At 68.0% G+C, this 17,887-nt stretch carries 19 protein-coding genes; 14 read left to right on the forward strand and 5 right to left on the reverse strand.

The window, feature by feature from the left end; genetic code table 11:
- The first annotated feature begins 42 nt into the window (after positions 1 to 42).
- The 9 genes from ACAH41_RS23220 (at position 43) to ACAH41_RS23260 (ending at position 10,173) form a co-directional block, all read left to right on the forward strand.
- Positions 43 to 780 (forward strand): HisA/HisF-related TIM barrel protein, encoded by a 738-nt coding sequence (locus tag ACAH41_RS23220; protein ID WP_370538516.1) that lies wholly within the window; start codon positions 43 to 45, stop codon positions 778 to 780.
- Positions 781 to 1,018: 238 nt separating this feature from the next.
- On the forward strand, positions 1,019 to 2,320 hold the full coding sequence (locus ACAH41_RS23225) for a formylmethanofuran dehydrogenase (protein ID WP_370538517.1): 1,302 nt from the start codon (positions 1,019 to 1,021) through the stop codon (positions 2,318 to 2,320).
- On the forward strand, positions 2,317 to 4,002 hold the full coding sequence (locus tag ACAH41_RS23230) for a formylmethanofuran dehydrogenase subunit A (protein WP_370538518.1): 1,686 nt from the start codon (positions 2,317 to 2,319) through the stop codon (positions 4,000 to 4,002). The genes ACAH41_RS23225 and ACAH41_RS23230 overlap by 4 nt, the downstream gene beginning before the upstream one ends.
- On the forward strand, positions 3,999 to 4,925 hold the full coding sequence (gene fhcD / locus ACAH41_RS23235; protein ID WP_370538519.1) for a formylmethanofuran--tetrahydromethanopterin N-formyltransferase: 927 nt from the start codon (positions 3,999 to 4,001) through the stop codon (positions 4,923 to 4,925). The genes ACAH41_RS23230 and fhcD overlap by 4 nt, the downstream gene beginning before the upstream one ends.
- On the forward strand, positions 4,922 to 5,743 hold the full coding sequence (locus ACAH41_RS23240; RefSeq protein ID WP_370538520.1) for a formylmethanofuran dehydrogenase subunit C: 822 nt from the start codon (positions 4,922 to 4,924) through the stop codon (positions 5,741 to 5,743). Before fhcD ends, ACAH41_RS23240 begins: the two co-directional genes overlap by 4 nt.
- A 56-nt stretch (positions 5,744 to 5,799) precedes the next feature.
- A complete protein-coding gene (gene fae / locus ACAH41_RS23245; protein WP_370538521.1) occupies positions 5,800 to 6,333 on the forward strand; it encodes a formaldehyde-activating enzyme in 534 nt (177 codons plus the stop codon).
- Positions 6,334 to 6,353: 20 nt separating this feature from the next.
- Entirely contained in the window at positions 6,354 to 8,213 is a 1,860-nt protein-coding gene (gene pabB / locus ACAH41_RS23250) for an aminodeoxychorismate synthase component I (protein ID WP_370538556.1), read from the forward strand.
- Entirely contained in the window at positions 8,210 to 8,890 is a 681-nt protein-coding gene (locus ACAH41_RS23255) for an HAD family hydrolase (RefSeq protein WP_370538522.1), read from the forward strand. The genes pabB and ACAH41_RS23255 overlap by 4 nt, the downstream gene beginning before the upstream one ends.
- Positions 8,891 to 8,976: 86 nt before the next feature.
- Positions 8,977 to 10,173, forward strand: coding sequence for a methyl-accepting chemotaxis protein (locus ACAH41_RS23260; protein WP_370538523.1), 1,197 nt, complete (start codon positions 8,977 to 8,979; stop codon positions 10,171 to 10,173).
- Here ACAH41_RS23260 and ACAH41_RS23265 read toward each other — a convergent pair.
- The 3 genes from ACAH41_RS23265 to ACAH41_RS23275 form a co-directional block, all read right to left on the reverse strand.
- Positions 10,122 to 10,838 (reverse strand): M48 family metalloprotease, encoded by a 717-nt coding sequence (locus tag ACAH41_RS23265; protein ID WP_370538524.1) that lies wholly within the window; start codon positions 10,836 to 10,838, stop codon positions 10,122 to 10,124. The two genes, ACAH41_RS23260 and ACAH41_RS23265, sit on opposite strands and share 52 nt — an antisense overlap.
- A gap of 102 nt (positions 10,839 to 10,940) precedes the next feature.
- Positions 10,941 to 11,570, reverse strand: a complete 630-nt coding sequence (locus ACAH41_RS23270; RefSeq protein ID WP_370538525.1) for a response regulator — start codon at positions 11,568 to 11,570, stop codon at positions 10,941 to 10,943.
- Positions 11,567 to 12,970 carry an ATP-binding protein gene (locus ACAH41_RS23275; RefSeq protein WP_370538526.1) on the reverse strand — a complete coding sequence of 468 codons (1,404 nt, stop codon included), beginning with the start codon at positions 12,968 to 12,970 and terminating at the stop codon, positions 11,567 to 11,569. Before ACAH41_RS23275 ends, ACAH41_RS23270 begins: the two co-directional genes overlap by 4 nt.
- A gap of 205 nt (positions 12,971 to 13,175) precedes the next feature.
- On the opposite strand from ACAH41_RS23275, the gene pqqA reads away from it, so the two are divergent.
- The 5 genes from pqqA (at position 13,176) to pqqE (ending at position 16,432) form a co-directional block, all read left to right on the forward strand.
- Positions 13,176 to 13,250 carry a pyrroloquinoline quinone precursor peptide PqqA gene (gene pqqA, locus ACAH41_RS23280; RefSeq protein ID WP_370538557.1) on the forward strand — a complete coding sequence of 25 codons (75 nt, stop codon included), beginning with the start codon at positions 13,176 to 13,178 and terminating at the stop codon, positions 13,248 to 13,250.
- Between the two features lie 93 nt (positions 13,251 to 13,343).
- Complete coding sequence (gene pqqB, locus ACAH41_RS23285) at positions 13,344 to 14,264, forward strand: pyrroloquinoline quinone biosynthesis protein PqqB (RefSeq protein WP_370538527.1); 921 nt, start codon at positions 13,344 to 13,346, stop codon at positions 14,262 to 14,264.
- Positions 14,265 to 14,271: 7 nt separating this feature from the next.
- Complete coding sequence (gene pqqC / locus ACAH41_RS23290) at positions 14,272 to 15,024, forward strand: pyrroloquinoline-quinone synthase PqqC (protein WP_370538528.1); 753 nt, start codon at positions 14,272 to 14,274, stop codon at positions 15,022 to 15,024.
- A complete protein-coding gene (gene pqqD, locus ACAH41_RS23295) occupies positions 15,021 to 15,296 on the forward strand; it encodes a pyrroloquinoline quinone biosynthesis peptide chaperone PqqD (RefSeq protein ID WP_370538529.1) in 276 nt (91 codons plus the stop codon). The genes pqqC and pqqD overlap by 4 nt, the downstream gene beginning before the upstream one ends.
- The gene (gene pqqE / locus ACAH41_RS23300) at positions 15,287 to 16,432 is read left to right on the forward strand and encodes a pyrroloquinoline quinone biosynthesis protein PqqE (protein WP_370538530.1); all 1,146 of its coding nucleotides are present in this window, start codon (positions 15,287 to 15,289) and stop codon (positions 16,430 to 16,432) included. The genes pqqD and pqqE overlap by 10 nt, the downstream gene beginning before the upstream one ends.
- Before the next feature lie 35 nt (positions 16,433 to 16,467).
- On the opposite strand, the gene ACAH41_RS23305 is transcribed toward pqqE, so the two are convergent.
- Both ACAH41_RS23305 and ACAH41_RS23310 read right to left on the reverse strand, forming a co-directional pair.
- Positions 16,468 to 17,016, reverse strand: a complete 549-nt coding sequence (locus ACAH41_RS23305; protein WP_370538531.1) for a thioredoxin family protein — start codon at positions 17,014 to 17,016, stop codon at positions 16,468 to 16,470.
- Positions 17,013 to 17,876 (reverse strand): quinoprotein dehydrogenase-associated SoxYZ-like carrier, encoded by an 864-nt coding sequence (locus ACAH41_RS23310; RefSeq protein ID WP_370538532.1) that lies wholly within the window; start codon positions 17,874 to 17,876, stop codon positions 17,013 to 17,015. Before ACAH41_RS23310 ends, ACAH41_RS23305 begins: the two co-directional genes overlap by 4 nt.
- Between the last annotated feature and the right edge of the window lie 11 nt (positions 17,877 to 17,887).

The following is a 17,887-nucleotide window of genomic DNA, read 5'->3' on the forward strand; positions in this document are numbered from 1 at the left end:
CATCGCGGTGACCGCAGCGCGCGATCTCTGCAGGAGACCCACGTGAGCACAGCCTTTGAAATGAACGGCAGCATGACCCTGATTCCGGTGATCGATCTGTTGAAGGGCCGGGTCGTGCGCGGGGTGCGCGGCGATCGGCAGGCATACCGGCCGATCGAGTCGGCCCTGTGCGCGAGCAGCGACCCGTTGACGGTTGCGAAGATCCTGGTCGACCATTGCGCGGCGCGCCAACTGTACGTGGCCGACCTGGACGCGCTGACGGGCGGCACACCCCAACACGGGTTGCTGCGCGAGCTGCTCGGCGCGCTCGACGGCATTGAGCTGTGGGTCGATGCGGGTTTCGCGGATGCCGATGCAGCCGCGTCGCTCGCAGCACAGCTTGCGCCGCATTCGGAACGCATCGTCCCGGTGTTCGCCAGCGAATCGCTGCGCTCGCGGGCCGCGCTTGAAGATTGCTGCACCCGCTTCGGCACCGCCGGCGCGGTGCTGTCGCTGGATCGCCGCGAGGGGAAGCGCCTCGACCCGGCAGGTTGCTGGGATGCTGTCTCGCTGTGGCCGCAGCGTGTGATCGTGATGACGCTGGAGCGGGTCGGCTCCGGCGCCGGGCCTGACCTGGAGACGATGGCCGCGCTGCACCGCGTGTCGCCGGGCACGACTTTCGTCGGCGCCGGTGGGGTGCGCAGCAGCGATGACCTGGCCTGCGCCCATGCCGCCGGGGCCGGCGCCTGGCTGGTCGCCAGCGCCTTGCACGATCTCCAGTTGCCGCGCCAGCCTCGGTGATCGGCGGGGCAGGGTGGCCAGAGCGGTGTCGCTGTCATGACCGGGTCGGATCACGAATCGTGCCATCACGATGCCGGCTGGCGAGGCCGTCGAATCCGTCAAAAGCGCCACAGTGTGTTCCAGAAATGGCCATGCAACCGGGCTTCGACCGGCCTTGCCCGCCCGCTTCGCACCTGCCGAGGCGTGTGCCGCGTGGTGTGCGCGATGAATGGCACATCGCTTGCGTGGTGATTGCCTGATGAGTGCCCTCGAATCGTCTTCCAGCCACGCCCCGGCGCCCTGGACCTGCCCGTTCTGCCCCCTCCTGTGCGACAGCTTTTCTGTCGCCGGGAGCGAGGGTGCCTGGGTGTTGGAGGGCAGCGACTGTGCCCGCGCACGCGCCGGCTTGTCGCGGTTCAGCCCGGTCGAGGCGCCGGTCGTGCGTGCGCAGATCGATGGTGTCGATTGCGAACCGCAGGCGGCCATCGCCGCGGCGGCGCGTCTGCTTGCCGCCAGCCACCAGCCGCTGTTCGGCGGCCTCGGCACCGACGCGGCGGGCGCCCGCGCGCTCTACCCCTTGGCATGCCGCACCGGTGCCATCTGCGATCCGGCCGGCGGCGCTTCGCTGATGCAATCGCTGCGCGCGCTGCAGGACCGCGGCGCGTTCACGACCACGCTGGCCGAGGTTCGCACCCGCGCCGACCTCATCGTCTGCGTCGGCTCGATGCCGAGCGAGCGCTACCCTGAGTTCCTGCGGCGCTGCGGCATCGGCGAGGAAGGCGCCGCGCGGCTGGTGTTGCTGCAGCCGGCCACGAGCCAGGCAGCGGCCCCTGCCATCGACGGACTGGAGGTCGTCCATTTCGACGCTGACCTGTTCGACACAGTCGCGATGCTCGCGGCCAGCGTGGCCGGCCGCTCCGTTGCCTCCGATGTGGCGGCCGGGGCGCTCGCCAAGCTCGCCGATGAATTGCGCCTGGCGAAGTACGCTGTGCTCGTGTACGAGGCCGGGCAGATGCCATCCCAAGCCGCCTTGATCATCGAAGCGATCAACCGGATCGTGTCGACGCTGAACTTGAAGACCCGCGCCGCCGCCTTGCCGCTGGGTGGCGGCGACGGCGCCTCGACCGTCAACGCAGTGTTCACCTGGCTCGGCGGCCTGCCCCTGCGCAGCCGTGCTTCGCCGGCCGGCCTGGAGCATGAGCCGCTGCGTTTCGACGCGAAGCGCCTGCTCGCCGACGGCGCAGTCGATGCACTGCTCTGGATTGCCAGTTTCGGCAGCGAGCCTGCGCCGCCGGAGACCGGCTTGCCACGCATCGTGCTCGGTCACCCGGCATTTGCCGATGCAACACGTGGGAGCGGAACTGTGTTCATCCCCGTGTCCACGCCCGGCATCGGATCCGCCGGGCATCTGTTCCGCACCGACGGCTCGGTGCTGATGCCCTTGCGCGCGCTTCGGACCGATTCCCTGCCTGCCGTGGCCGATGTGCTGAAGCGCATCACGCAGGCGCTGCAACAGCCGCTTCATCAGCCGCCTCATCAGCCGCTTGAGGCCGACGCATGACCAAGACACTGCGCCTGCGCGGCGGCCGCATCGTCGACCCCACCAACGGTGTCGACGGTGAAACCCGCGACCTGTTCGTGCGCGACGGCCGCATCGTGGCCCTCGCGCCCGGCGAGGTGGCGACCGAAGAGATCGACGTCAGCGGCTGCATCGTGATGGCCGGCGGGATCGACATGCACACCCACATCGGCGGCGGCAAGGTCAATCTCGCGCGCATGCTGCTGCCGGAGTTCCAACGCGCCGGTCCGAACCCGATCGCGCTGCCCGACAACCCGCTCGAACTCGCCTCCTGCGGTGGCTGCGCGCCGGGCACGCTGGCGACCGGCTACCGCTATGTAGAGATGGGCTACACGGCGGCGTTCGAGCCGGCCATGATGGCCTGCAACGCGCGCCACACGCACATGGAGATGGGCGACACGCCCATCCTCGACCATGGCGCCTACGTGATGCTGGGCAACGACGAGCTGTTCCTCGAAATGCTGAGCCGCGGCGCAGATTTCGAGCGCATCCGCGACTACGCCGGTTGGACTCTCAACGCCACCAAGGCGATGGGCATCAAGGTCGTCAACCCGGGCGGCATCTCGGCCTTCAAGTTCAACCAGCGCAAGCTCAATGTCGACGAAGACCATGTGCACTGGCGCGTCACGCCGCGGCAGGTGGTGCACACCCTCGCGAAAGCGCTGCGCGAGCTCGGCGTGCCGCACCCCTTGCACATCCACGGCAGCAACCTCGGCGTGGCCGGCAACATCGAGTCCACGCTGGAGACCATCGCGGCACTCGAAGGCCTGCCCGCCCACCTCACGCACATCCAGTTCCACGCGTACGGCACCGAGGGGCCGAAGAAATTCTCGTCGGCCGCGATCCAGCTGGCCGAGGCCGTCAACGCACACCCGAATGTGAGCATCGATGTCGGCCAGATCATGTTCGGCCAGACCGTCACCGCCTCGGGCGACACGATGCGCCAGCACGCGCAGTCGAACCTGGCGAATCCGCGCAAGTGGATCGGTGCCGACATCGAGTGCGAGGCTGGCTGCGGGGTGGTGCCGTTCCGCTATCGCGACCAGAACTTCGTCAACGCGCTGCAGTGGGTCATCGGCCTGGAGATCTTCCTGCTCGTGAACGACCCCTGGCGCGTGGTGCTCACCACCGACCACCCGAACGGCGGCCCGTTCACCAGCTACCCGCACCTGATCCGCCTGCTGATGGACCGCAGCTTCCGCGCCGAGCAACTGGCGAAGCTGCATCCCGAGGTGGCGGCGAACGCCGCGCTGAAATCGATCACGCGCGAGCTTTCGCTCTACGAGATCGCGATCATGACGCGCGCCGCGCCGGCCCGGCTGCTCGGCCTGACCGACCGCGGCCACCTCGGAGCAGGGGCGGCAGCCGACATCGCGGTGTACCGGGAAGACGCGGATCGTGAGGCGATGTTCGCGACACCGGCCTACGTCTTCAAGGACGGCGCGCTGGTGGCGCAGGCGGGACGCATCACCGCCGTGCCGGTCGGCGGCACGCATTTCGTCGCGCCTGAGTACGACCGCAGCATCGAGACCCTGCTGCGCAAGCACCTGGCCACGCACGGCGGCGTGAATTTCGATCAGATCGCCATCGGCCACGACGAACTGTGCAGCTGCTGCAACGGTGGGCGCCTGCTGCCCGCCGCGTGCTTCGAGGTCAGCCCGTGAGCGATTCACGTGTGATCAACGGCGTCGTCATCGACGACACCTTTGCCGAAGCCTTCCCGATGAAGGCCACGCGCCTGATCGTCACGGCCCACAACATGACCTGGGCCCGGCACGCGGCCGCCAGTACCACCGGCTTCGCCACTTCGGTGATCGCCTGCGGCTGCGAGGCCGGCATCGAACGCGAACTCGGCCCGGAAGAAACGCCCGACGGTCGCCCTGGCTGTTCGCTGCTGATCTTCTCGATGTCGGGCAAGGAACTCGCAAAGCAGGTGGAGCGCCGGGTCGGCCAATGTGTGTTGACCTGCCCGACCACCGCGGTGTTCGCCGGCATCAGCGAAGGCGAGGCCATCGCGCTCGGCAAGAACCTGCGCTTCTTCGGCGACGGCTGGCAAATCTCGAAGGTGATCAATGGCGTGCGCTACTGGCGCGTGCCGGTGATGGACGGCGAGTTCGTCGCGCAGGAAACGACAGCGGTGACCAAATCTGTCGGCGGCGGCAACCTGTTGATGCTTGCGACGAACACCGAGGCTGCGCTGCATGCCGCCGAGTCAGCAGTGGCCGCGATGAAGCGCCTGCCGAACGTGGTCATGCCATTCCCCGGTGGCGTGGTGCGCTCGGGCTCGAAGGTCGGCAGCAAGTATGCGGCGCTCAGCGCCTCGACCAATGACGCCTTCTGCCCCGGCCTCTACGGCCTGGTGGCCAAGAGCGAACTCACGCCCGAGGTTCGTTGTGTGCTCGAAATCGTGATCGACGGCCTCACCGAGGCCGATGTCGGCGCGGCGATGCGTGTGGGCATGGACGCCTGCATCGAGATCGGCGCGGCCGGCGGGATGCTGCGGGTCTCGGCCGGCAACTATGGCGGCAAGCTCGGGCCGTACCACTTCCATCTGCACAAGCTGCTCGATGCCGGGGGCAAGCCATGAGCCGCGTGCGCTTCGTCCTGAAGCAGGCACCCGCGCTGCGGGTCGACCTGCGCGGCGTGACGCCGGCAGCACTCGCAGGGCTGACGCTGGCGCAGATCGAGCGGCTGCCCGTGACGCATGGCATGCAGACCTTGCCGCTCGCCGAGTTCTTCTCGGTCGCCTGCGACGACTCGCCCGATGCGGGCGGCGAGCTGGTGTTCGAGGGTGACCTGTCGCGCTTCGACCGCATCGGCTGGCAGCTCGCCGGTGGGCGGATCGTGGTCGCGGGCCCGGCGGGCGATTACGTTGGCGCCTGCATGACCGGTGGTGACGTCCAGGTGCAGGGCAACGCCGGCTTGCTGGCCGCGTGCGAGATGGCGGGCGGCATGCTGACGATCACCGGCAATGTCGGCGACCACGCCGCCAGCACCTTGCCCGGCAGCATGGACGGCATGCGCGGCGGCACGCTGATCGTGCGCGGCAATGCCGGCGATCGATTCGCTGACCGCATGCGGCGCGGCACGGTGCTGGTGTTTGGCAATGTCGGCGACTTCCTCGCATCGCGGCTGGTCGCCGGCACCATCGCCATCGGTGGGCAAGCCGGCGCGCACGTGGGCTACGGCATGCGCCGCGGCAGCGTCGTGTTCGCGGGGCCGGCGCCGGTCCTGCCGCCGACCTTCGTGCCGGCACTGGTCGATGCTGCGGTCGCGTGGCAGCTGATCGCGCGCGACATCGCCCGCCACGGTGGGCCGTTCGCCGGCCTGCCGGCGCGGCGCACCGTGCGCCACCTCGGGGACCTGGCGGCCGATGGCCGCGGCGAGTTGATCGTCACCGTGTAGGCTTGCGGCTGCGGTGCCGCGCGGCAACCGACAATTCCCCTGACGAAAGACCCACGATGAGCAACGATTACCTCTTCCACGCCGGCGAGGCGACCGTGCTGGCCCGCGAAGGCCAGTTCACCGATGCGATGCCCGAGATCCTGATCGGCCGCACCAACGGCCCGGTCGGCCAGGCCTTCGCCAACATGATGGCGCAGAGCAAGGGCCACACCGCGATGTTCGCCATCCGCGCCTGCAACCAACTGGTGCGGCCCGCCACGATCGTCGTGCCCAAGGTCACGCTGAAGGACTTCGCGAACATCGACCTGTACGGCGGCGTGGTGCAAAGCGCCACCGCCGATGCGGTGGTCGATTGCCTGATCGAAGGCATCATCCCCAAGGACATCGCCAACGAGCTGTGCATCATCAGCCTGGTCTGGATCGACCCTCGCTGCGCGACCGACCCGAACCTGGACAAGCAGGACATGTACCGCACCAACCACGAGGCGACGATGCTCGCGATCCGCCGCGCGCTGAACAACGAGCCGTCGGTCGAGGAGCTGATCGCGAACCGCCACAAGATCAAGCACGACATGGACGACTGGTCTTGAGTGTTGCCGGGCGTTCGACGATGGCCTGCTTCGCGCTGCTCGACGACCGCGCCGCGACCAATGCGCGGCCGAGCAGCCGCCTGTACGAGGGCTTCGAGCGCGCGCATGTCTGCGCCGACCCGGCACTGCTCGATGCGACCTGGGCGCAGGTCGACGCCGACCTGAGCGCAGGGCTGCACGCGGTGTTGCTGGCCGACTACGAGTGGGGCGCGAAGCTGCTGAAGGCTGGCATCCGGGCGGGCGACGACAAGCCCGGCGAGCACTGCGCGCTGCGAGTGCTGATGTTCCGCTCGCTGACCCACCTGTCTCGCGACGCGGTCGATGCCTGGCTCGCCGAGCGCGACACCTCGGGTGCGGACGAACCGGTCGGCACCATGAACCTGCGGCCGAGTGTCGACCGCGCCGAATTCACGCGATCCATCGAGGCGATCCACGAGGCGATCCGTGCCGGCGAGACCTACCAGGTCAACTACACGTACCGGATGAACGGTGCGGCATTCGGATCGCCCGTCGCGCTGTACCGGCGGTTGCGGGCGCGCCAGCCGGTCGACTACGGTGCCTTCATCGCCTTGCCGGAAGGCTGGGCGAGCACGCATGTGCTGTCGCTCTCGCCCGAGCTGTTCCTGCGCCACGAGGCCGGCCTGCTGACGGCACGCCCGATGAAGGGCACGGCCGCCCGTGTCGCCGCACCGGAGAGCGACAGCGAATCGGCGCGCCTGCTGGCCCTCGACATCAAGAACCGCGCCGAGAACCTGATGATCGTCGACCTGTTGCGCAACGACCTTGGCAGGCTTGCGCAGACCGGCTCGGTGCGGGTGCCGGCGCTGTTCGCGATTGAGCCGTACGCCACCGTGTTCCAGATGACCTCGACGGTGCAAGCGCAGATTCGTCCCGAAGTCGGCGTGCCGGAACTGCTGCGCGCGGTGTTCCCGTGCGGCTCGATCACCGGCGCGCCGAAGCACCACACGATGGCGCTGATCGCCGGCCTGGAGAGCACGCCGCGCGGTCTCTACTGTGGCGCGATAGGCTGGCTGGATGCACCGTCCGGCGAAGCGCGCATCGGCGACTTCTGCCTTTCAGTGGCGATCCGCACGCTGACGCTGGGCGCCGAGGCCAGCGGCCTGCGCGCGCTGCGCATCGGCGTGGGTGCCGGCATCGTGCTCGACAGCCGCGCCGACGACGAGTTCGACGAGTGCCGCCTGAAGGCGCGCTTCCTGACCGGCCTCGATCCCGGCTTCGAGCTCTTCGAGACGATGTTGTGGCGCCCGGGCGAGGGCGTGCGGCACCTGGAGCGTCACCTCGCCCGGCTCGCGCACAGCGCGCGCGTATTTGGCTTCGCGTTCGAGCGCGAGACCGTGTTGCAGAAGCTGCTGGCCTTTCAACCGAATGCCCCCGTCGAGACGCGCTTGCGCCTCGCGCTTGCGCACGGCGGGCGTACCAGCCTGACCCACGCGGCGCTCGCCCCGCTGCCTGCCGGCCCGGTGCGGCTGCTGCTCGGCGACGACACCTTGCCCGAGGCCGACGCGCTCGCGGCCCACAAGACCACGCGTCGACAGCACTACGACGCCGGCGTGCGGGCGGCCGAAAGCGCCGGCGCGTTCGACACCTTGTTCTTCAGCCGTGCGGGCCGGCTCGTCGAAGGCGGGCGCAGCAACGTGTTCGTTCGCATCGACGGCCGCTGGTGGACGCCGCCGGTCTCCGACGGGGCACTCCCGGGCGTGATGCGCGGCGTGGTGCTCGACGACCCGGCCTGGAACGCGCAGCTGCGCAGCCTGACGCGCGCCGATCTCGCGCAAGCCGAGCGCATCGTCGTTTGCAACGCCTTGCGCGGCGCGCTGCCCGCCGAACTCGCGGCACTGCCGCGGCATGTTGCTGCATGAACCTCGCGCTGTTCGACCTCGACCACACGCTGATTCCGTTCGACAGCGGCATGGCCTGGACGCAGTTCCTGGTCGAGCGAGGCGTTCTGCCCGCGCAGGCCGAAGAAACCTACCTCGGCTACTGTCGGCAGTACGTGGCCGGCACGCTTGACATTCACGCGATGCACTTCGCCAGCGTTGCGCCGCTGGCGAGCGTGCCGCGGGTGAAACTGGCGCAGTGGGCGAACGAGTTCGAGCGCGCGCTGCGCCCTCGCGTGCCAGAAGCCATGCTGGCGCTGGTGCAGCGCCACCTCGACGCCGGCGACCGCTGCGTCCTCGTCACCGCGACCACCCGCTTCATCGCGGAGCCCTGCGCTCGCCTGTTCGGCATTGCGCATGTCGTCGCGACCGAGGCGGCGACCGTTGACGGCCACCCGGACGGTGCGCTGACCGGCGCCATCGACGGTTTGCCCTGCTTCCGCGAGCACAAGGTCACGCGGGTGCGGCAATGGTTGGCGCAGGAGATGCCGGGCGGCGCGGATGGCCTGCTGGCGTTCGAGCACAGCTGGTTCTATTCGGATTCGGCGAGCGATTTGCCGCTGCTCGGCGCAGTCTCGAACCCGGTCGCCGTGCGGCCGGACGCCCGCCTGCGCCAGCACGCGCGGCAAGCGGGCTGGCCGGTCATCGACGCGGCCTGATTGCCCCCCAGACCTGCCGCTTCGCGTCCAGCCACCCTCGAAGGCCGCGACCGCGTGGCGTGACTTATTCGCTTAAGTCGAAGCCGATGCTGCCGAAACTTCCCTCAGCGGGAAAGAACAGGGCATCGCGAGCATGGGATGCCGATCGGTGTTTATCGGAGACACACATGAGTTGGATTCGCAGAGTGAGCCTGGTGCGCCGGGTGACGATTGGCTTTGGCTGCACCGCAGTCATCATCGCAGGCATCTGTGCCGGCGCAGCCTGGGCCCTGCAGGGCGGAGTGCCGGCCAGCACTGCGGTCTGGCTGCTGGGCTTCGCCGCGCTCGGTGGCTGCGGGTTCTCGCTGGTTGCGGGCATGGTGATCCGCAGCAGCATCAAGGAATCGGTCGAATCGACGGTGCAATGCGTGATCCGCATCGCGGGCGGCGACCTGGAAAGCGCGATCGAATCGCCCGGCAAGGACGAGATCTCGTGGCTGCGCGCCGAACTCAATTCCATGCGCAAGAAGCTGCGCAAGACTGTGTTGGCGGTGCGCGAGACGGTCGGCGGCGTGAACATCGCCTCCGAGGAGATCGCCAACGGCAACCTCGACCTCTCGACCCGCACCGAAAACCAGGCCAGCGCACTGCAGCAGACCGCCAGCTCGATGGAACAGCTCTCCAACACGGTGCAGAGCAATGCCCGCAGCACGCAGGAGGCGCGTACCGTCGTCACGCAATCGAGCGAGGTCGCAGCGCGCGGCGAGAAGACGATGCGCGACGTGATCTTGAGAATGGGTGAGATCAACGGCAGCGCGACCAAGATCTCCGAGATCATCGGCGTCATCGACGGCATCGCCTTCCAGACCAACATCCTGGCGCTGAACGCCGCGGTCGAGGCGGCACGGGCCGGCGAGCACGGCCGCGGTTTCGCGGTCGTGGCTTCCGAGGTGCGCAGCCTCGCGCAGCGCAGCTCGACCGCCGCACGTGAGATCAAGACCCTCATTGGCGACTCGACCCAGAAGGTGGAGGCCGGCTCCAAGCTGGTCGACGATGCGGGCCGCACGATGAAGGAAATCCTGGAGAGCGTGAAGCGCGTGTCGGCCCTGATCAGCGACATCGCCGACGCCGGTCAGTCACAGAGCAACGGCATCGAGCAGGTGCACAGCGCGATTGCCCAGATCGACACGATGACGCAGCAGAACGCCGCGCTCGTCGAGGAACTCGCGGCAGCGGCCCAGTCGCTGAAGGGTCAGTCGGGCAAGCTGACGGCGTCGATGAGCTCGTTCCGCGTCGTCGCCTGAATTTCGCCCGGCCACCGGGCCGGTTGCTGCGCATCAACGGCTCGCATCGCTGCGAGCCGTTTTCCCGTTCCGGGATGGGTCGGCGTGTCGCGGATCACGCCGAAATGCGTCAGCGCGGCGCTCGCGTCCTGCAGGGGCTGGCTTGACCCGAGCGCGAGCATGTGCAGCGTCCGCAGCGCGAAAGCGTCGGCCTCCAGCTCCTGGCGATGGCCGAGCCCGGAGGCATCGCGCCCGAGCAGCGCCGCCACCGGCTCGGTTTGGTCCGGGGTGACCGCGCCGGGCACCCACTTCTGGTAGAGCTGCTGCGTCTGTTCCCAGTGACGCAGCTCGATGTGCCCGAGCTCGTGCGCGAGGATGAACAGCCGCTCGCCTTCGCTCAGATCGGCCAGCGATTCGTTCGCCAGCAGGATGCGGCCCTGGAGAGTTTCGGCAACCGTCTCGCCCGCGGTCACACGCAGTTCCACCGGGTGCCGGAGCGGCAGCGCGCGCGCCAGGGTCTCGAGGCTGGCGCGCACCATTCGGGCGCGTGCACCGGCCGGGTTGGCGGACGGGGCCTGGTCCAGACGCGCGAGTTGCGAGCGCGCCAGCACGCCGAGGATGCCCTCGTCGGCAGCGGCGGCACGCGCTGCAAGCAGCAGGATGAAGGCGACGAACCACCAGCGCATGTCGGACGCTCCCTCGGCGGGCGGGAGCCGGCCGTACCTGGGCCAGCGCAACAAACATGCCAGAGATAAGGGTTGACCCGAATACGTCCCCAGATTCGGGGGTCAGGCTTCGATCAGACCCCAGCGCAGCGCCACCAGCGTCAGCTCCGATTGGTTGCTGGCGCCGAGCTTTTGCTTGACGTGGAACAGGTGGGTGCCGACGGTGCTGGGCGAGAGGCTCAGGTTGTCGGCGATCTGCGCCACGCTCAGACCTCGGGCAAGCTGCACGAAGACCGAGAACTCGCGTTCGCTGAGCGCCTCGGTCGGGCTGGTGCCTCCCCCCACTTCGGCGACCGCGAGCGCCTGCGCCGTGTGCGCATCCACGTAGGGCCGGTTGGCCGCAACTGAGCTCACCGCGGCGATCAGGGCCTCGGGGGCGCTGCGTTTGGCCAGGTAGCCGAGCGCACCGGCACGCAGCACGCGCCGCGGGTGCGCGGTGTCTTCGAAGGCCGAGAGCGCGAGGATGCGCGCCTTCGGGTCCTGTGCGATCAGCCGCCTGACAGCCTCCAGCCCGCCCATGCCGGGCATCGACAGGTCCATCACCACGACATCGGGCCGCACGCGGGCGTAGTCGGCGCAGGCCTGCTCGCCGGTGTCAGCCTCCGCCACGACCTCGACCTGCGCGTCGGCGAGCAGCATGCGAAAACCCATGCGCACGAGCGCGTGATCGTCAACCAGCATCACACGGATCATGTGGCGCTTGCCTCCATCAAAGGCAGCCGCACCTGCATCTCGACGCCCTGCGGCATGCGGTTGGCGATGCGGAAGCTGCCGCCCAGGCCCTCGGTGCGCTCGGCGAGCCAGCGAAGGCCATGGTGGCCGCTGGGCGTCGGTGCAGCCGGCAGGCCCTGGCCGTTGTCGGTGACCGTGAGCAGCGCGGCATCGGCCTCGCGCCGCATCGACACGGAGATCTGCGTCGCGTGGCCGTGTCGCAGTGCGTTTGTCATGCCTTCTTGCGCGCCGCGGTACAGCGCCAGCGCGACATCGGCCGCCAGGTTCGCGTCGCCCAGTCCCACCTGCAATTCAATGCTTGCGCCTGGCTGGCTGCGCCGCGTGCGTTCGACGAGGTCGCCGAGCGCATCTGCGAGGCCGAAGTTGTCCAGCATCAGCGGCGCGAGGCGCGGGATGATGCCGTGCATGGCCTCGTAGAGCCGCGACGACTCGTCGGCGATGGTGCGCGCCGCCTGCTCTGCCTGCGCATCGAGGCCGCGCACACGCTGGGCAATCGAAATTGCCATGCTGTGCATTGCGGTGATGGACTGGCCGAACTCGTCGTGCAGTTCGTGCGCAATGAGGCGCCTCTCCTGTTCGAGCTGGCGCTCGATCCAGCGGGTGAGTTCGCGGTTGTCGACCAGCCGGCTCTCGGCCAGCGCAGCGCGGCGTTCGGTTTCGATGTTCTGGCGCAGGCGGCCGACCATGCGATTGAAGGCCGCGCCGATCAAGCTCGCCTCGGTGCCAGCCAGCGGCGGCAACTTTGCGTCGAAACGACCGGCCTCCAGCGACTCGAGCGCACTCAGGATTTGCCCGAACGGCCGCACCGCGCGCCCGACCAGCCAGAACACCAGCGCGTTGACGACCACCAGCAGCACCGAAGCGCAGGCGCCCAGCACCAGCAGGTAGTCCCAGGCGTCAACCGCGGCGCGCGACGCGTTGGACTGCGTCACCAGCTTGCCGCCAGGGAAAACGATGGACTGCACCGAGGGCGCCGGTGCGATCAGCCGCTCGAACCAATCGGGCGCATCGCGGCCTGCCTTGTAGGTGGACGCCGGAGAGCGATACAGCACCAGGTCCTGCTCGTCGTACAGCACGATGTCGTTCGAGCGCACGCGGCCAATGCCCTGCAGGTAGGCGAGCATCGCCGGCGTGCCCTGTGCCGCATAGAGCAGGGCGTTGCGCTGCAGCATCTGCGTGGCGACGCGGTTGGCGGCCACCACTTCCTCGTGCACCGACTCGCGCATGCTGCGCAGTTGCAGCCCGAGCACGGCCGCGACAAACAGGATCGTCAGCGCGCCGACGATCAGGTTGATCTTCAGGCGCAGCGTCATGGCATGGGCGTCGGCGCGTCGCAGGTCGGAAAGGTGAGCACGCGCCATGGTAACCATCGAGCCGCGCACACGTTTGCTCACGACGCAGGAACCGGGTCGACCCTTGGGTGCAATCATGAAAATCATGAGGCGCGAATCATGGTGCGGAGACTGGCGCGCAGCTGCGCGCCGAGAGATGCTTCATCAGGGGACGCAACACGCATCCTTGCGCAGGTCAACCGGCCTGCGTGTCGTTCACTTCCGGAGACTCACCATGCAATGGACCACCCCGACCGCTTCTGATTTCCGCTTCGGCTTCGAGATCACGATGTACGTCAGCGCCCGCTGATGAAACCGGCACCGGACTGCGCGCAGGCGCGGCTTCGGTGCCTTCCTCTTTCAAGGCACGCGCAACGCGCGCCTTTCCGGTGTTCAACAAACAATGCGCATCAGCGTGCTCGGATCTGCCGCCGGCGGCGGTTTTCCGCAATGGAACTGCAATTGCCGCAACTGCGCTGGCGTTCGATCGGGCAGTGTGCGGTGCAAGCCGCGCACGCAGTCGTCGATCTTCGTGCGGGCCGACGATGCCTCGGACGGCGTGCTCTTCAACGCTTCGCCCGACATCCTGGAGCAGATCCGCGCCCGCCCTGAATTGCAGCCGGCGCGCGCGCTGCGCGACACCGCCATTGCCGGCGTTGTGTTGATGGACGGGCAGGTGGACCACGCAACCGGCCTGTTCATGCTGCGCGAGCGCGGCTCGCCGCTGCCGCTGTGGTGCACCGACCCGGTCGCCGAGGACTTGAGCCAGGGCAACCCGATCCTGCGTGTGCTCGGCCACTATTGCGGCGTCGAGCGGCACCGCATCGAGCTGGATGGCACGCCCTTCAGCGTGGCCGGTGTGCCGGGCCTGCGCTTTCGCGCGCTGCCGCTGTCGAGCAAGCCGGCGCCTTATTCGCCGCATCGCGAGGATCCGGTGGAGGGCGACAACATCGGCATGCTGATCAGCGACGAGAAGACCGGCGCAACCGTTTTCTACGCGCCCGGCCTCGGCGCGATCACGCCCCCAGTCTTCGACGCGATGGCCAGTGCCGATGCGCTGCTGGTGGACGGCACCTTCTGGACCGATGACGAGATGCCGCGCCTGGGCTTGAGCAAGAAGACTGCGCGTGACATCGGCCACCTGCCGCAGTCCGGCCCTGGCGGGATGATGGAATGGTTCGCGAAGCTGCCGTCGCACACACGGCGCTGCCTGATCCACATCAACAACACCAACCCCATCCTCGACGAAGACTCCGAAGAGCGTGCCGCGCTGACTGCTGCACGCATCGAGGTCTGCGAGGACGGCATGCTGATCCAACTCTGAGGTGCCGATGAAGGCCGAGATCCTCCAAGCGCGGCGCGAAGCCGTGCCCGCCGATGCGCCCGCCTGGGGTGGCGCCGAGTTCGAAGCGAAGCTGCGCGAGCGTGGTCGTGCCTACCACATCCACCACCCTTACAACCTGATGCTCAACGGTGGCCGCGCCAACCGCGAGCAGGTGCAGGGCTGGGTCGCGAACCGCTACTACTACCAGATTGCTATTCCCGTCAAGGACGCCGCGGTGCTGTCCAACTGCCCCGATCCGGCCGTGAGGCGCGGCTGGGTTCAGCGCATCCTCGACCACGACGGCTTTGAGCTGAACGGCGTCCGCGATGCCGGTGGCATCGAGGCTTGGTTGCGGCTGGCCGAGGCGGTCGGCCTGAGCCGCGAGGAAGTCACCGACCTGCGCCATGTGGCGCCCGGCGTGCGCTTCGCGGTCGACGCGTACGTGAACTTCGCGCGGCGCGCACCTTGGCAGGAGGCGGTGTGCTCCTCGCTGACCGAACTGTTCGCGCCAGAGATCCACAAGCAGCGTCTGGCGACCTGGCCCGAGCACTACCCGTGGATCGAGTCCGAAGGCCTGCACTACTTCCGCAGCCGCGTCAGCCAGGCGCGGCGCGACGTCGAGCAAGGCCTCTCGGTCACGCTCACGCACTTCAGGACCCGCGCTGCGCAGGAGCGCGCGCTCGAGGTGCTGCAGTTCAAGCTCGACATCCTGTGGACCATGAACGACGCGATCGCGTTGAAGTACGGGGTGTCGGCATGACGGCACTTGCGACCTCCATCCGGCCGCGCATCGGCGCGGGCTTTCGCATGCAGTGGGAGCCGGCGCAGAATTGTCATGTGCTGCTCTACCCCGAAGGCATGGTCAAGCTCAACGGCAGCGCCGGCGAGATCATGGTGCGCTGCGACGGCGAGCGCAGCATCGAGGCCATCATCGGCGAGCTGGAGCTGGCGTTCAATGCCAAGGGTCTCGGGCCCGAGGTGGTGTCCTTCGTCGAGATCGCCGGACGACAGAAGTGGCTGACATGGGAATGAACGATTCCGCGAGTACGCGTCCAGGCCCGCCACTGTGGCTGCTCGCCGAGCTGACCTACCGCTGTCCGCTGCACTGCGTGTTCTGCTACAACCCGATCGATTTCGCGAACCAGGCTGACGAACTCTCGACCGAAGACTGGCTGCGTGTGCTGCGAGAGGGCCGCGAACTCGGCGCCGTGCAATGCGGCCTCTCGGGCGGCGAACCGCTGTTGCGTGATGACCTGGAGGTGATCGTCGCCGAAGCGCGGCGCCTGGGTTATTACACCAACCTGCTGACCTCTGGCGTTGGCCTGACCGTGGAGCGGGCGCGTGCGCTGAAGGCCGCCGGCCTTGACCATGTGCAGCTCTCGTTCCAGGACTCCACCCGCGAGATGAACGACTTTCTCTCGCACACCAAGACCTTCGAGCTGAAGAACCGCGTGGCCCAGATCATCAAGGACCAGGGTTGGCCGATGGTGATGAATGTGGTGCTGCACCGCCTGAACATCGACCACATCGACCGCATCATCGGCATGGCGGCCGAGCTGGGCGCCGAGTACCTCGAACTGGCGAACACGCAGTACTACTCCTGGGCTTTCAAGAACCGCGATGCCTTGCTGCCCACGCGTGCGCAATTGCAGCACGCCGAAGCCGTGGCCGATGCCTGGCGCGTGAAGCTGGGCGACCGCATGCGCATCTTCTTCGTGGCCCCCGACTATCACGAGGGCAAGGCGAAGAAATGTGTGAACGGCTGGGGCAGCATGTTCCTGACCGTCACGCCCGACGGCACCGCCGTGCCTTGCCACACCGCGAAAATGCTGCCTGGCCTGAGCTTTCCGAACGTGCGCGAGCACTCGGTGCGCGACATCTGGTTCGACTCCGAAGGCTTCAACCGCTACCGCGGCACCGGCTGGATGAAGGAGCCGTGTTCCAGCTGCGAACACCGCGAGGAGGACCTGGGCGGATGCCGTTGCCAGGCCTATCTGCTCGCACACGATCCCACGGTGGCCGACCCGGTGTGCGTGAAGAGCCCTCACCACGGCCTGGTGCAAGAGGCCGTGCAACGCGCCGAGGCTGGTGTGGCGACGGTCACCGAACATCCGCTGGTGTTCCGCGACGCGAAGAACTCGCGCCGGCTGAGCACGTCGTCGACATAGTCGCGCGGCGCGAACGCTGCGCCATTGCCGTTGCGCTACTGCACCAGGTGCAGGATCTCGAGCTGCTCTTCGATGGTCTCGAAGGTGCCGGTGCCCGCGGGCATCTGCATCAGCGGCTTGAGCTGCGGGTCGAACAGCCACACGCTGGGATAGACCAGCATGCGGGTGCGTTCGTCGCCGATGGAACGCTGGAACTCGAGGTAGGGCAGGGACTTGTTGCCCACGCGGATGAACAGCTTGTTCGCCGTCGTCGACAGCGCGCTGCGCAGGTCAACGAAGATCCAGGGTTTGAAGTGCGACACCAGTTCCCCGGCATGCTTGCCGAGGAAGTTCTCGTAGCGGCGGCAGTACGGGCAGTCGCTCGCGCCGAGGTAGACGTACAGGCGCTTGTTCTCGCGCTGGGCACGCGCCAGCGCCGGCCCGAGATCGAACTCGGCGCGCTCCGGGCCGCCGGCAGGTTCGACGATGATCGGTTCGTAGGCCGGCGGGATGCCGAGGGCATGCGTTGCGCCGCTCAGCAGCGTGATCATCGCGGCACAGAAAACGCGTGCCAACAGCCGGCCCAGCCCGTGGCGGGCCATCATCCGACCCTCAGCGAGCCGGTGAAATGGTGCTCTTTCGAGTCGGAGACCTCGGCGCGCAGTTCACCCGGGCCATGCGGCACGAAGTTGAAGCGCCAGGTCGGGTTCTCGCTGATCGAAAAGTCGAGATCGGCATCGAAGATCTTCCGGCCCGCATAGCTCACGGCGATCGTGCGCACGAAGTATGAGGGGATGAACATCACCGTCACGTTGTTCAGCTCGAAGCCGGTGTCGTTCGGGTGGATCACCGTCACATCGGCGGCGGTGGGTGCGTCCATCGTCGGTGGCCCGGGAAGCTTGAAGATCGTCCTGCCGATCAGCTCGGGTGTGTCACGGTTCGGTGGCGCGGAGCAGCCGCCGGAGGTCTTCACGTAGCGCGAGTCCATGTGCAGCTCGCCGTTCGAGAGCTCGCTGACGACGCGCACGTGGCTGTATTCGTCGACCCGCAGACGCGTCTCGAAATCGGCCTGGCCGACTTCCGGCGTCAGCTCGAGCGTGGCAGCCAGCGGTGACGGGTTCTTGTCGACCAGCAGGTGCATGCGCTTCACGTAGAGCTCTGGCGTCTGCGCCAACTGCGAGACGATCTTCACCGGCACTGCTGCACCGTAGGCGGCGCGCAGGGGCGCGATCAGCTGCACGCGGCTGGCAGCACCGGTGGTGATCGGCCGCGTGCCGAAAATCCGGCCGCGCAACAGCTCCCATTCGGGCGAGAAGTCGGCCGGGCCGGTGTTGCTCGGCAGGCCGCCGATGGCGGCGCGCACTGAGGGCGCCATCGCGAGCGGCAGGGCGCCTACGCCGAGCATGAAGGCGCGGCGCTGGCGACGCATGAGGTGGCGTGGGCGGGGCTTGATCGGCGACGGCATGGTTTCGAGAC

Origin of the sequence: Ideonella sp., assembly GCF_041287625.1 — a bacterium.
GTDB lineage: Bacteria > Pseudomonadota > Gammaproteobacteria > Burkholderiales > Burkholderiaceae_C > Ideonella.